This window comes from Rhizobium sp. CECT 9324, from assembly GCF_918741265.1.
Lineage (GTDB): Bacteria > Pseudomonadota > Alphaproteobacteria > Rhizobiales > Rhizobiaceae > Allorhizobium.
Genome location: NZ_CAKKMZ010000002.1, coordinates 1 through 13,449, shown reverse-complemented (window position 1 = coordinate 13,449; position 13,449 = coordinate 1). Strand labels below are relative to the sequence as shown.

Genomic DNA, 13,449 nt, shown 5'->3' with positions numbered 1-13,449 from the left:
ACACGATTTCCTGCCGCAAGCCAGGTTTACTGCCCGGCTGGTCAAACCTCGGACCGAGCATTCTTTTCTCCGTAACCCAGTTTCTCAAGCACTGTCAGCACCGCCCTGGCGGTCTGCCGGCTCGCGTCGTTCTTTGCATGAACCAGCCAATGCGGCAGGTTGTATTCGGGCGGCAACGGGATTTGAGAGAGGCCGGAGGGCAGGTTGGCGACCGATTCCGATGGCATGATCGAAACGATGCCGTGCCGCAGCACGAGATTGAGAATGACCGGCATCGAATCCACATCGGTGATGTTCAGGGCGTCGCGGGCGTCCTCATTTATCACCGCCTCCATCAGTCCGTTGATGACCTGGCGCAGGCCACTCTTGGGGCTCGGAAACGCGACGGTATTTTCGCACAGCACGCGCACGATGCCGTCGATACCCCGGGCGGATCCGACAATGTCGGACCGGCCTATGAGAGACAGAGGTGACCGGGCGATCAGGTGCGACTCGAATTCAGCAGAAATGCGCACGCTGTTGAGCAGTACCGAGTTGAACTTGCCACTCTTCAGACCGGTAATAAGTTCCTCAGTGGTGTTGCTGGCGATAAACAGCGGATGAAGCGGCTGGTCATCGATCCAGGCGGCGATCAGCGAGGCGAGCAGGGTCGCGACGAAGCTGTCATGTCCCATCGGGATAATGGAGCCAAGCCGGATAGTCGCCGCTTCGCGACGTGAGCGTCCGGCTGCCGCATGGGCAAGCTCGTGCCACGACGTCTCCAGTTCACGAACGACCTCTGCCAGCCGGCGTCCGGCCGGCGTAACGGTAGAGCCGTTGACCGTGCGGTTGAGCAGCTTGCAGCCGAGCGTGGTCTCGATGTGGATGACCTGGCGCGCCAACTGCGGCTGACCGATGCCGAGATGCATGGCAGCACGCCGGATGCTGCCGATCTCAGCGACCTGGGTGAAGCGATGAAGCGCGGCAAGGCTGAGCGAGACATCTTGGCTTCGCTGGTTGCCGACCGCGACGATCCGCTCAACCTGCTCGGCCAGAAGTCCGATCGCGGGCGACAAACGTTCCGCCTCCAGCGTCAGCACGATGCCGTTGCCAGCCTTGCGGATAAGAGGCACCGAAATCTCAGCTTCCATCCGCTCGACCGCCGCTGCGATGCTGGGGACGGGCTTTTCCATAAGACGCGCGGTGCCGCGTATGCTGCGGCCGGTCAGGACCTTGTGGGTGATCAGAAGTGTCGATGTATCCATCGTTGTCAGTCTAACACTTCACCGAGACGCGCCGCAAACGCCGGATGGCGGTCCGCACCACGTCACAGGGCGGGTATGAACAGCAATGCGATGGCGCTCAGGCAAGCCAGCGCCAGTATCGACAGGAAGCCAGCCGCCAGCACGCGGCCACCGGAGGCGAAGACCGTGCGCAGGTTCACCGATAGTCCGAGCGCGGCCATCGATATCCCGGTCAGGATCGTCGAGGCGTCCTTGGCGGGCTCGTGGAGGGTTTCCGGAACCAAGTCGAACGTGCGGGCCAGCATCAGGCAGAAGAAACCGGCGATGAACCACGGGATCATCTGCATGACGGAGAACCGGCTTCGGCGGCGCATGCCGCTCCTCAGGCTAAGCGTGAAGATGACGGGACCCAGCATCAGCACGCGCATCAGCTTGACGATCGTGCCTATCTGGGCGCTGACCACACCGATCGGCGCGGTGGCAACGAGGACCTGCGGTACCGCATAGACCGTCATGCCGGCAATCACGCCGTATTGCCATTGCGTCAGGTGAAAGGCCGTGAACGCCAGCGGCAGCATGAGCACGACCAGCACACCGAGCGCCGCCGTGAAAGCGATCGCCGATGCGACATCCTCCGGCTTCGCGTCGATGACTGGGGCCGCGGCAACGATCGCCGAGTTGCCGCATATCGAATTGCCGCAAGCGACCAGCATGGCGAGCCGGTCGGTCAGACCGAGCGCTCTCGCAATGCCATAGCTGGCCAGCAGAGACAGCGGGACCGCGGCCGCAACAATGCCGATCATCGTCGTGCCGACGCTGGCGATGGTCGCCAGATTGATCGTCACGCCGAGCAGCACGATCGCCAATTCCAGGATGAACTTGGAGGAAAAATCTATACCGTCCTGGAGGATCGACGGCAATCCGAACATGGTGTTTGCCAATGTGCCGAGTATGACCGCGAGCACGAGGCTGTCGAGCCAGACGAAGCCATTGGCTTTCATTTCCATGGCAGCGAGAAAATGCGCGAGAACTGATATGGCGATGCTCGCGAGAAGTCCGGGCAAAATCCGCTTCAAAACGCTCAAGCAAAACATGAAATACTCCCGAATATCTAAATCAGGGAATATTCTTCCGTTTAGTTCGAATCAATCGCATAATAATTGACATTTCATGCAGTTCAATTTCATGATTTGGCATGACCTTCGAACAGCTCTCCATTTTCATCGCCGTAGCCGAGCGCGAGCATCTCACCAAGGCGGCCGGCTTTCTCGGTCTCACGCCGTCCGCCGTCAGCGCCTCGATCAGGGCGCTGGAGGCGCATTACAACGTCAGGCTCTTCGACCGCGTCGGCAGGGGTATCGAACTGACCCGAGACGGGGAGGTATTTCTGCGCGAGGCCCGCGAGACCGTCGCACGGGCGAAAGCTGCCCAGTCTGTGCTTGCCGAACTCGGTGGCTTGAAGACCGGCAAGCTCGACGTTCAGGCGAGCCAGACGATCGCCAACTACTGGCTGCCCCATCGCTTGCTGAGCTTCAAGAACGAATATCCCGGCATCGACGTGCATCTGAAAGATGGAAACACGGCAACCGTCGCGGCTGCCGTGCTGGAAGGTGCCGCAGAACTCGGCTTCATAGAGGGCAATATCGATGAGCCGGCACTCAGCTCCGCCTCGGTCGCCATCGACAGGCTGGTCATTGCCGCCGCCACCGGATCAAAGGCGGCCATGGACCGGGATGCGTCCCCAGAGTTGGACCTCACCCGGCTGAAATGGATTCTTCGCGAGCCGGGCTCCGGCACCCGCGCGGTTTTCGAACGCGAACTCAGGTCGCGTTCGATCGATCCCGCCCGCTTGGATGTCCTGCTGATCCTGCCATCGAACGAAGGTGTTTTAAATGCGGTTCGCGGCAGCGAGGCGGTCACGGCGATTTCGGGATCTGTGGCAGCGCCGTTTGTGGAACAGGGACAACTCGTCCTGCTCGACGCTGAAGTGACTTCACGCCAGTTCACCATCCTTCGGCACAAGGAGCGCCGTCTCTCCGCAGCGGCCAAGGCGTTCGAGGTGCTGTGCCGGAGCCCTGCAGAGCAGTTTTCTTCGCCGTAAGATTTGGCTTGGCCGCGGACAGGCATCCTCTGGCAAAAGCGCGGCGACACTCAGCGGTCGAAGGTCTAGGCTCGACGCTAAACGGTCCAGTCTTCGACCCGCAAACCGGGCACCCGGTCAAATTCACGACGATTATTTGTGACAACAATGAGCCCCCGCGAGCGGGCGTGTCCTGCGATCAACTGGTCATAGGGTCCGATCGGAGTTCCACTGCGGGCTAATTCGGCGCGCAATTGACCTGTATGGCTGGCTGCCATTTCTTCGTACGGCAGCACCTCGAGGCGCGCGGCAAAGCCCTCCACAACGGGAAGATTTTTTTCCGGACTGGCTGACTTTTCCGCCCCGTAAATCAACTCCATCAAGCTGATCGAGCTGATGCACAGCTGACCGTGATGTCTGTTAAACGCATCGCGCACCTGCTGGGGCCGGTTCTTGATCGTAAAAATGCAAATGTTGGTGTCCAACATGTACTTCAGCATCAGAATGCCTCGCGCTCCTGAGACACTGGCTGATCACGCTCACTCATAAAGTCGGATGTCACCGTCGCTCCTTCAAACCAGCTGTCCCAGACCTCGCCAGCAGGTGCGATGATACGTGTGCGTCCCACGGCAACAATATCAACGCGCTTTACATCATCCGGTAGAGCGACCGCCTTGGGCAAACGGATAGCTTGGCTTCGGTTGCTTTGGAATACTGATCCCTGCTCCATCTGCGTCCCTTTTGCAGGTTTACACCACGATCCCACATAACCTCCGGATTGGGATATGTCAATGGGATATACAATCAGTCGAGCCGAGTTATGAACTTCCGATATGTTGGAATTCGCAACCTTACCTTGAACCAATATGGTGCTGCGGCGCGCCCTTTATGGAACCGTCCATTGCATGCGCAGTTCCTCTGCGGTCTTGGCTTTTTTCTCACCAATTCTTTGTTCGCCACATCGGTCAGCTTCTTCAGTTGCACCGCCGCTCTCCCAGGGGTACCTGATGACCACTTGTCAGAAATTTGCCGTTCGCATGAAGAAGTAAAAATCGTGAACCCCAGCCCCAAGTCCCGCAAGTTCTTTCGTTTGAAGCTTCCGCGGTTTCGGTTGATCAGACGACCGTTCGACCCGGCTGCCTGGCAAGCGCTAGCGAGAAGGACCGAACTTGGTCTCTCTATAGCTGGCGCGATCGTGGGTGCGGCTGCCGGCATCGCCGTTGTTCTTATGAGTTACATCGCGAGCGAGATGCATAGACTGATCTTTAGGATTGATGGCTCGGCCAGGCTCAGCTCCTCAACAATTGGCGATCATTTCCTGCTTCTGATCGCCCCCATAGGCGGTGGAGTCATTCTGGGGATAATCTTATTTGGTCTGGCACGGTATCGTAAACGCCCGCTCGTCGATCCGATCGAGGCCAACGCGCTCCATGGCGGTCGTCTCTCTCTGACCGATAGCCTGATAGTCGTAGTCCAGAACCTTGTTTCAAATGGATTCGGGGCATCTGTTGGTCTGGAAGCGGGTTATACCCAGATTGCGGCTGGCGTTGCCTCGAAACTCGGCCTGAAGCTGAAACTTCGCCGCTCCGATTTGAGAGTGCTTGTCGGTTGTGGCGCTGCGGGTGCAATAGCCGCGGCTTTCAACGCGCCATTGACGGGCGCATTCTACGCATTCGAGCTGATCATCGGCGCCTACACGATCTTGTCGCTGACACCTGTTGTTGTCTCCGCGCTGGTGGCGACGCTGGTCGCTCGAATGTTGGCGGGCAGCGAATTCACCATCGACGTGGATCAGTTCGGTGCAGTTTTGCCTGCCGACTACATTCCCGCAATCCTGCTTGGCATACTCTGCGCCGGTGTCGGTATTCTCTTGATGCAGGCAGTCTCTTTTGTTGAGGAAACTGCCCGCAAAAGTTCAATATCGCTGCCTTTCCGTCCGGCCTTGGGCGGGATAGCGGTTGGCTTGCTGGCCTTCGTATCGCCACAGATTCTTTCCGGTGGGCATGGTGCGCTGCATTTGAATTTGGCTAGCGACGTCGCCGTTTCTTCTCTCTTGGCCCTGTTCTTTTTGAAGGCGGTGGCGTCGGCTGTTTCGATCGGCTCCGGCTTTCGCGGAGGCCTCTTCTTCGCTTCACTTTTTATGGGAGCGCTAGTCGGGAAAATGTTCGCCTATGCCGCGCCTTACTTCTGGGACGCCACGCTGACGCCCGTGATCTATGCTGTGGTCGGCATGAGTTCACTTGCCGTTGCGGTAATCGGCGGCCCCTTGACGATGACCTTTCTCGCTCTTGAGATCACAGGCGACTTTCCGATCACTGCGCTTGTCCTTGCGGCCGTCATTACTTCTTCGTTCGTTGTTAGATCGACATTCGGCTACTCGTTCGCCACCTGGCGGTTTCACCTTCGGGGTGAAAGCATTCGTAGTGCCCATGATGTCGGCTGGATCCGCAACCTGACCGTCGACAAGTTGATGCGCGCAGATGTGAAGACGGCCAGGGCCGACGTGATGGTCGACGAGTTCAAAAAGGCATTTCCAATCGGCTCAGCCCAGCGGGTTGTTCTCGTTGAGGAGACGGGAAAATACGCGGGACTGATACTCGTTCCGGAAGTCTACTCCGGCTTAACCGAGCAGGAAGATCAACCGCGTTTCGTAAGGGATCTGGCACATTTTCAATCGGATGTTCTGCTGCCACAGATGAATGCCAAGCAGGCCGCGGCCCTCTTCGAGAGAACGCAATCTGAAGCACTCGCTGTTGTCAGCGACTTGATTGAACGAAAAGTCGTGGGTCAGCTTAGCGAGAGCCATACTCTGAGACGATATAGCGAAGAACTGGATCGCCAGCGAAGGGAAGTTTCAGGCGAGTTCTAGCTTCGACGTTACAGGCTTTGTGGCTGCTTGATATAATCAACTCAATTTGGAGGCGGCTCTGGCCGCGCGCCGCCATCATCCATCGACGCCGGCAAAGCCGGAGCCAGTCTCTTTATGCTTGACTTTGAACAGGCGGAGATCGTTCAATTTTCCGAGACGCAGTTTTCGCCACCTTTACTTTTCTGTCTTTAAAGACGCTTATTGACCCGAAGGCGCTCCGGTAGCGTGCACTTGGCGGAGTAAAAATGAGCTTTACATTCTTCGTTGCCGCAATCGGCTTCGGCCTGCGCATTCATGCGGATGGACTGTTTCTCGATCAGCTTCGGAGTTGCGATCCAGAGGCTCTGCGCCTTCTCGTCGAGCGTCACCATGCTGCCCTGGTCGGCTTGGCACAGACCATTGTGAAGAACCGGGCGACAGCTGAAGATGTGGCTCAGGAGACCTGGCTTTCGGTGGTTGCAAACATCTCCAGGTTTGAAGGCAAGGCGGCCCTGTCGACCTGGATCATCGCTATTCTGCTCAACAAGGCCAAGACCTTTGCCAAGCGAGAAGGACGTTATGCCCCGCTCGCTCAGGAAGACGATCATGGCGACGAGACCGATGCTATGTCGCCATCACGTTTCGATGCGACAGGGCACTGGACGGACGCACCTCGCTCTTTTGACGGCCTGAACCCGGAGAGGATTTTTGCCGGGCGACAGTTGTGGAACCATGTTCGCGAGATGATCGATCGACTTCCGCAGGCGCAGAAGGCGGTTCTCATCATGCGGGATGTCGAGGGTCACGATGCGGCGAAAACCTGCGAGCTTCTTGAGCTCAGCCCGGAGAACCAGCGCGTCATGCTCCACCGCGCCCGCACCCGTATCCGCAATGAGATCGAAACCTTGCTTCTGGGAAAGAATGTGGGGCATCACGCAAGCGTGAAAGGAATGCTGTAACGTTCCCGGCAAAGCCAAGTCTTACGGGCAGAACCCGACCGGGTTTAGACCAAGAGGTGAACGGCATTGCTAAGTTGCAGAGAAATTCCAGACATTGCCAGCGATTACATCAATCGCGAGGGTTCGACGCGGACCCGGATGATGATGTCGGTTCATCTGGCGCAATGCAAAGACTGCAGGACCTATGTTCGCGGCCTGAAAATTACCAGGAGCCTGATCTCCGAGAGTATTCGGGAGCCCGTGGCCGACGAACTCCTGCAACAGCTTGGTCTCACAAATCCGGATCGTGATGGTTCTTTCAAGGAGCCGAACGAATGAGATTAGATGCCTATAATTTTTCGACGAGCACGGTGAGCTCTGAAGCTGAAACGGCTTTCGAGGCGGCGGTCCATGGTCTTGCCGCCCATAGCCCAAACACGGGGGTGGCACTCCAGTCGACCCTCTCGGCAGATCCCGACCATGTGGCAGCGCTGGCGCTCAAGGGATTTGCGAACCTCATTCTCGCGCGTTCCGAACTGGCAACACCGGCGGCAGAAGCACTGGCCACAGCGCGAAGGGCCATGGCCTATCGAGACGGTGGAACACGGGACGAGCAGGTTCTGGTGCATGCGTTGGCGGCGGCCGTGGACGGCTCGTTTGCGAAAGCCGCCCACCGGCTCGACGAAGGCTTTGCCGAGCGGCCGGCGACCTTCCTCCCGTTCAAGATATCGCATGCCCTGCGCTTCATGCTGGGTGATGCCAAGGGAATGCTCTCGGCGAGCAACCGGGTGATGGAAGTCTGGAGCGAAGAACTGCCCGCTGCCGGCTTCCTGCTCGGCTGTCATGCATTCGCGCTCGAGGAGCATGGCTTCTACGAGGCAGCCGAAGCAGCCGGACAGCGCGCCGTGCGCCTGCAGCCGGATGATGCCTGGGGCCTGCATGCCGTTTCCCATGTCCACGAGATGCGCGGCGATACCACGGCCGGCATAGCCTGGCTCGAAGAGGGACGCAGTTCCTGGTCGCGCTGCAACAACTTTGCCTTCCACATGGCCTGGCACCTTGCGCTGTTGCATCTGGAGCGCGGCGATCACGAACAGGTCCTGAAGATCTACGACGAGGAAGTGCGCCCGCAGCAGACGGACGATTTCCGTGACATGGCGAACGCCGTCTCGCTCCTGTGGCGCCTCAACCAGACGGGTGTGGACGTGGGATCCCGATGGGCGGACCTTGCAGAGATTGCGCTGAAGAGGCGGCACGATACGACGCTGGTATTTGCCTCGCTGCATACACTGGCCGCTCTTGTTGCCATCGGCGAGTACACCGGGGTGCGTGATATCCTCAGCGGGCTGGAGCGCAAGGCCGCCGGCAACGGCGATCAGGCTCAGGTTGCCGCCCAGGTTGGACTGCCTCTTGCCCGCATCATCGCGGGCATGAGCACGGCGGCTGATCGGCAGATGCTGGATCAGCTCGTTCTCAACATCCCGATGATCGGTGGCAGCAATGCGCAGCGTGATTTCTTCCTTCTCGCGGTGGCCAAGGCTGCGGGGACGAATGGTGACAGCGCGGGGCTCTCTCGGATCCGCGCCGTGCGCGGCCTGCTGCGTGCCGAAGATCGACTGCTCGGGTCGATCGAAATGCAAACGGCACTGTGACTTTTCCAATTTGCACCCTATCGACGTTCAAACCAAGGGGAACGAAAATGACCATGATCGAGACACACCACGCGCCTATTCTTCCACGCATCTCGGGAAGGCTGCTGGCCACCATCGTCATCGCGGGACTGGCTGCAGACATCACCTGGGAATTCTGGGCAAGAGGGATCACGCCGCTCCTCGTCGGCGGCCCGCTCGAACCGGCCGGGCTCGTCCAGAGCGTGTTCGGTTTCCAGAACCTGTTCCTGGCTGAAGTGATCCACGCCATTGTCGGGATCATCTTTTATCCGATCGGCTATCTGTTCATCGCAAGGCCGCTGCAGCGGTTGATTTTCCCCCGACTGCCCCTGTTCCTGACCGGGCTCGGCTTCGGGGTCGGCCTATGGATCTTCGCGCTCTATGTGATGGCCCACCTGATCGCCGGCTTTCCAGCTTTCCTAGGCTTCATTCCTCTGACCTGGGCATCGCTTGTCGGCCATCTGCTGTTCGGACTTGTTGTCGCCTATGTGGTCTGGTTTCGCGAGCGTTCACTCGCGTGAAGCCTCTCCGACATGAAGCAGGACGTTGCGCAAATCCCTCAAATGGTGTGCGCAACGTCGCCTCAGAAACCGAGGTCCCTAAGAGCGGCGTCCAGATGATCAGGACGGACCTGATGGCCGCCGTCATGAATGCACAGTGCGACTTCACCGCGATTACAGTCGGGTGTGACGTCGCAGGAAACACCGCCGATGACCTTCTGGACGACCGTCTCAGGCTTGCAGGTCTTTTGCTGGCGGATGATGGCGATACTCTCGAATGTATCACCCTGGTGGAAGTCCGAGCCAATGGCGCGGCCACTCAGGGGAAACGTCTTGTCCGCCGAGCCGTGGATCTGCACCATCGGCGGCATGTCCGCGACACAATCCTTTGGCTCCGGCAGCGGATTCCAGAATACACCGGAGAAGGTCACGGCACCTGCAAGGCGATTTCCCTGCTGGCAAAGCGTGTACCAGGCCATCGACGCGCCCTGGGAGAACCCGCCGACAAGCGTGTTTTTCGCGTTGAAACCGAAACGCGTCACGAGATCATCAAGCACGTGACCGACGAAGCGTTTCTCGTCGCGGTATCGTCCAGGCGCGTTGGGGTGCGACCAGGTTCCGTTGAGGCCATCGACGGCGGCAAAGGCCAGCCCGTGCGCATGCGCGACTTCAACGAGCGCCCGATGCTTCATCTGCAGTTCGGCCGAACTCTTATATCCGTGAAAAAACACCAGCACTCCCTTTGCAGCGCCAGACACGGGCATTTCTATCCGGTAGGAACCGTCTTCGACGACGCAAGGCACCTCCGCGCCGCAGTCATCGGCATGAGCCGCAGCAGGCGCCAGAAGACCAGCCGCGATCAGCAGAACCTTACGAAATGTCACCGTGTCGCCTCCTGCCCCAAACCTTCATTTCCACGTACAGTCTTTGTTGGGGCGCCGCAATTTAGCGGCACTTCACGATATTGAGAGAGGCCTTTGCCCAATGCCAGATGCCATCGAAACCACACCGGCCCGGGTTGTTGAAGCCGTTGCGGCCACGCTGCATGCCCACGGGGTCCGCCACGCCTTTGGCATGCCGGGCGGCGAGGTCGTGACCTTGATCGACGGTTTGGAAAAGGCCGGGATCACCTTTCATCTCGCTCGCCACGAGACGGCGGCAGCCTCGATGGCGGCGGGTGCCAGCATCACCACCGGCACACCCGGCATGCTCGTCACCACCGTCGGACCAGGCCTCGCCAATGCCGTGAACGGCATTGCGGACGCCGCCCAGGAGCGTGTGCCGCTCATCGTCATCTCCGGCATCGTCGACCGCCCCACGCGCGCCCGCTACACGCATCAGGTCATCGATCACGCCCAGCTCCTGCGGCCTGTGGTCAAGGCAAGTTTCGAGATCGAGTGCGAGAGCGCCGGACCGACCGTCGCCCGCGCGCTGGCGCTTGCCCTCACGGAACCAATGGGCCCGGTTCATCTCGATCTGTCTCCTGCCGTTGCGGCGATGGTCGATCCCAATCCGAGGGTAATCAGCCCGACCAACATCCTTGCGCCTGTAATCGGGGCGGCCGATCCGGCGATCCAGACCCTGGCGCAGCGTCTGTCAAAGGCCGAGCGGCCCCTGATCCTTGCCGGCTTCGAGGCGGCACGGGCGAATGCGGGGACTCCCATCCTGCGTCTGGCCGAAGCGATCGGTGCTCCGGTTCTGACGACCTACAAGGGCAAGGGGGTGGTCCCCGAAACCCATCCTCTCTCTCTCGGCGGAGCAGGTCTTTCGCCGCTGGCCGATGCCATCATGCTTGGCCTGATACGCCGCGCCGATCTGATCCTGATGGTCGGTTACGATCCCATCGAGATGCGTCTCGGCTGGCTGGATCCGGTGATGGATCCCGAGAGGATCGTGGAAATCACGTCCGCCGCGCCAGATCATGCCATGCATCATGCGGCCACCCGGTTCGTTGCCAATACGGCTGACGCAACAGCCGCCCTGGCCGCTGCCGTTGAGCCCAAGAAATCCTGGCCTGATGGCGAGCACATCCGCGCCCGGCAAAAAGTCACGGAGATCTTTGCGACCCGCTCGGACTGGGGTCCCCATGTCATCATCGACCTCATCAATGAGGCCGCCGGCGTGGATAGCCTTGTGACCGTCGACAGCGGCGCGCACCGGATCCTGCTGTCGCAAAAATGGATTGCCCACCGCCCCTTGTCCCTCCTGCAATCCGCCGGTTTCTGCACGATGGCGGCGGCACTGCCTCTCGCGATCGGAGCGAAGGTCGCCGATCCCACACGTCGCGTCTTTGCCGTGATGGGCGATGGCGGGCTGGAGATGGGTATCGGCGAACTGGCGACGCTGCGGGATCTCGGTCATCCCGTCATCGTCGTCGTCTTCCAGGACCGGAGCCTCGCGCTCATCGCATTGAAGCAGGCCTCGGCCGGCCTGACGCCGGCTGGTGTCGCACTTGGCGAAAGCGACTTTGCCACCATTGCAACCGGATTTGGTGGTCACGGCGTTCGCGTCGAAACGTCCGACGATCTCCGCCGCGAGCTTGCGGCCGCTGAAGGCCGGGCAATGTTTACTCTGATCTCATGCAGCTTTGACGCCGATGCTTACAAAAACGCCTTCTGAACCGGCCGCAAGGTCCGACGTCCCCGTGCGTGTCAAACGCCCTCGCGATCCGCGCCTCGACGTGTTTCGCGGGATCGGGATGCTGATCATTCTTCTGGCGCATGTGCCGAACGACCACTGGGCCCTGTGGATTCCGGCGCGGTTCGGTTTCTCGGATGCCACCGAGATGTTCGTCTTCCTGTCGGGCATGGCATCAGCGATTGCCTTCGGTCGCCTGTTTGACCGGGTGGGGATCGTGATGCTGTCGGCACGCGTGGTGCAGCGCATCTGGCAGATCTACTGGTCGCATATCTGCGTGTTCCTCGTCATTGCAACGCTGATGGCCGTTGCCGGCAACAAGCCCGATGGAACCTCCTATATCCAGAGCCTCAACTTCGTCCGGCTGTTTAGCGAGCCCGCCCCCCTTCTCATCGGATTGTTGACCCTCACCTATGTGCCGAACTATTTCGACATCCTGCCGATGTACATGGTGATCCTGGCTCTGATGCCGGTCATGCTGCTGGCCGAGCGCGTGCACCGTTCTCTGCCGATCCTGCTGATGACTGTGCTTTGGCTGTCCGCCCAGTTTGCCCTGGTGCATTTTCCAGCCGAGCCGTGGACCGATCGCTCCTGGTTCTTCGACCCCTTCGGCTGGCAACTCATCTTTTTCCTGGGCTTTTTCCTGATGCGTGGCACGATCGTTTCGCCGCCTAATAAGCGCTGGCTGATGGCTCTGGCCATCGCTGTCGTTCTCGCGACCGTGCCCTTCGCCTGGTACATGGTCCTCGACGCATCCGCCTTCTTCCGGGATGCGGCCAGTGCCATCCGGCCTTTGACCGACAAGACCACGTTCGGCCTGCTGCGGCTCATCCATTTCGTCGCGCTCGCCTATATCGCCTTCCATGCCGTCGGCGTTGGAGGGCAGAGATTGATCCATCCGCGCATCTATCCCGCCACACGCCTGTTGATGAAAATCGGGCAGCAATCCCTCGCCGTCTTCACCACCGGTATGGTCGTCGCACAGATGATCGGCATCTGGCTCGATCACGTGGGGCGCACACCCTTGTGGACGGCGCTTGCCAATCTCACCGGCTTTGCTGTCCTCATCACCACCGCCTATCTGGTCGCCTGGTTCAAGGCCGCTCCCTGGAAGGCATAAGACGACATGACGTCAGAACAGAGTGAAACAATGACCCAGGACGACAGGCAGATGGCAAGCGGCAGTCTGGAGGGATTGCGCATCCTGGACCTGTCACGGATTTTGGCAGGCCCGACGGCAACCCAGCTGATGGCCGATCTTGGCGCAGAGGTCATCAAGGTCGAAAAACCCGAAAGCGGCGATGATACGCGTAGCTGGGGGCCTCCGTTCTTGCCCGATGCCGATGGCAATGACAGTGACCTGAGTGCCTATTTCCTCTGTGCCAACAGGAACAAGAAATCGATTGCAATCGATATCACGAGCGAGGAAGGCGTCGCCCTGCTGCGCCGGCTGGTCGCCATTTCGGACGTGGTGGTCGAAAACTACAAACCCGGCGATCTCTCCCGCCGCGGCATCGGCTATGAGAACCTCAGACAGATCAAGCCGGATATCA

The 13,449-nt window shown here is 59.6% G+C and carries 14 protein-coding genes; 9 read left to right on the top strand and 5 right to left on the bottom strand.

Annotated features, from left to right (window positions below):
• Window positions 1-41: 41 nt before the first annotated feature.
• Window positions 42-1,244, bottom strand: a complete 1,203-nt coding sequence (locus LQ231_RS20015) for a LysR family transcriptional regulator (RefSeq protein WP_230173483.1) — start codon at window positions 1,242-1,244, stop codon at window positions 42-44.
• A gap of 62 nt (window positions 1,245-1,306) precedes the next feature.
• Complete coding sequence (locus LQ231_RS20010; protein WP_230173481.1) at window positions 1,307-2,317, bottom strand: putative sulfate exporter family transporter; 1,011 nt, start codon at window positions 2,315-2,317, stop codon at window positions 1,307-1,309.
• Window positions 2,318-2,418: 101 nt separating this feature from the next.
• Here LQ231_RS20010 and LQ231_RS20005 point away from each other — a divergent pair, with 101 nt between their 5' ends.
• Entirely contained in the window at window positions 2,419-3,324 is a 906-nt protein-coding gene (locus tag LQ231_RS20005; RefSeq protein WP_230173480.1) for a LysR family transcriptional regulator, read from the top strand.
• A 77-nt stretch (window positions 3,325-3,401) separates the two neighbouring features.
• Here LQ231_RS20005 and vapC read toward each other — a convergent pair whose 3' ends face one another.
• Both vapC and vapB read right to left on the bottom strand, forming a co-directional pair.
• The gene (gene vapC / locus LQ231_RS20000) at window positions 3,402-3,803 is read right to left on the bottom strand and encodes a tRNA(fMet)-specific endonuclease VapC (protein WP_230173479.1); all 402 of its coding nucleotides are present in this window, start codon (window positions 3,801-3,803) and stop codon (window positions 3,402-3,404) included.
• Window positions 3,803-4,033, bottom strand: a complete 231-nt coding sequence (gene vapB / locus LQ231_RS19995; RefSeq protein WP_230173478.1) for a type II toxin-antitoxin system VapB family antitoxin — start codon at window positions 4,031-4,033, stop codon at window positions 3,803-3,805. The genes vapC and vapB overlap by 1 nt, the downstream gene beginning before the upstream one ends.
• Before the next feature lie 90 nt (window positions 4,034-4,123).
• On the opposite strand from vapB, the gene LQ231_RS19990 reads away from it, so the two are divergent.
• The 5 genes from LQ231_RS19990 (at window position 4,124) to LQ231_RS19975 (ending at window position 9,280) form a co-directional block, all read left to right on the top strand.
• Complete coding sequence (locus tag LQ231_RS19990; RefSeq protein WP_230173477.1) at window positions 4,124-6,172, top strand: chloride channel protein; 2,049 nt, start codon at window positions 4,124-4,126, stop codon at window positions 6,170-6,172.
• Window positions 6,173-6,417: 245 nt separating this feature from the next.
• Window positions 6,418-7,110 carry a sigma-70 family RNA polymerase sigma factor gene (locus LQ231_RS19985; RefSeq protein WP_230173476.1) on the top strand — a complete coding sequence of 231 codons (693 nt, stop codon included), beginning with the start codon at window positions 6,418-6,420 and terminating at the stop codon, window positions 7,108-7,110.
• Between the two features lie 66 nt (window positions 7,111-7,176).
• Window positions 7,177-7,428: a zf-HC2 domain-containing protein gene (locus LQ231_RS27310; protein ID WP_356636973.1), complete on the top strand. Its 252-nt coding sequence runs from the start codon at window positions 7,177-7,179 to the stop codon at window positions 7,426-7,428.
• Window positions 7,425-8,741 carry a tetratricopeptide repeat protein gene (locus LQ231_RS19980; RefSeq protein ID WP_230173475.1) on the top strand — a complete coding sequence of 439 codons (1,317 nt, stop codon included), beginning with the start codon at window positions 7,425-7,427 and terminating at the stop codon, window positions 8,739-8,741. Before LQ231_RS27310 ends, LQ231_RS19980 begins: the two co-directional genes overlap by 4 nt.
• Before the next feature lie 53 nt (window positions 8,742-8,794).
• A complete protein-coding gene (locus LQ231_RS19975; protein WP_230174979.1) occupies window positions 8,795-9,280 on the top strand; it encodes a hypothetical protein in 486 nt (161 codons plus the stop codon).
• Window positions 9,281-9,342: 62 nt separating this feature from the next.
• On the opposite strand, the gene LQ231_RS19970 is transcribed toward LQ231_RS19975, so the two are convergent.
• A complete protein-coding gene (locus LQ231_RS19970; protein ID WP_230173473.1) occupies window positions 9,343-10,143 on the bottom strand; it encodes a poly(3-hydroxybutyrate) depolymerase in 801 nt (266 codons plus the stop codon).
• A gap of 100 nt (window positions 10,144-10,243) precedes the next feature.
• On the opposite strand from LQ231_RS19970, the gene LQ231_RS19965 reads away from it, so the two are divergent.
• The 3 genes from LQ231_RS19965 to LQ231_RS19955 form a co-directional block, all read left to right on the top strand.
• On the top strand, window positions 10,244-11,878 hold the full coding sequence (locus tag LQ231_RS19965) for a thiamine pyrophosphate-binding protein (RefSeq protein WP_230173471.1): 1,635 nt from the start codon (window positions 10,244-10,246) through the stop codon (window positions 11,876-11,878).
• A gap of 25 nt (window positions 11,879-11,903) precedes the next feature.
• A complete protein-coding gene (locus LQ231_RS19960; RefSeq protein ID WP_230173470.1) occupies window positions 11,904-13,016 on the top strand; it encodes an OpgC domain-containing protein in 1,113 nt (370 codons plus the stop codon).
• A 30-nt stretch (window positions 13,017-13,046) separates the two neighbouring features.
• Window positions 13,047-13,449 (top strand): CoA transferase (locus tag LQ231_RS19955; protein ID WP_230173469.1); only part of this gene is annotated, 403 nt, incomplete at its 3' end.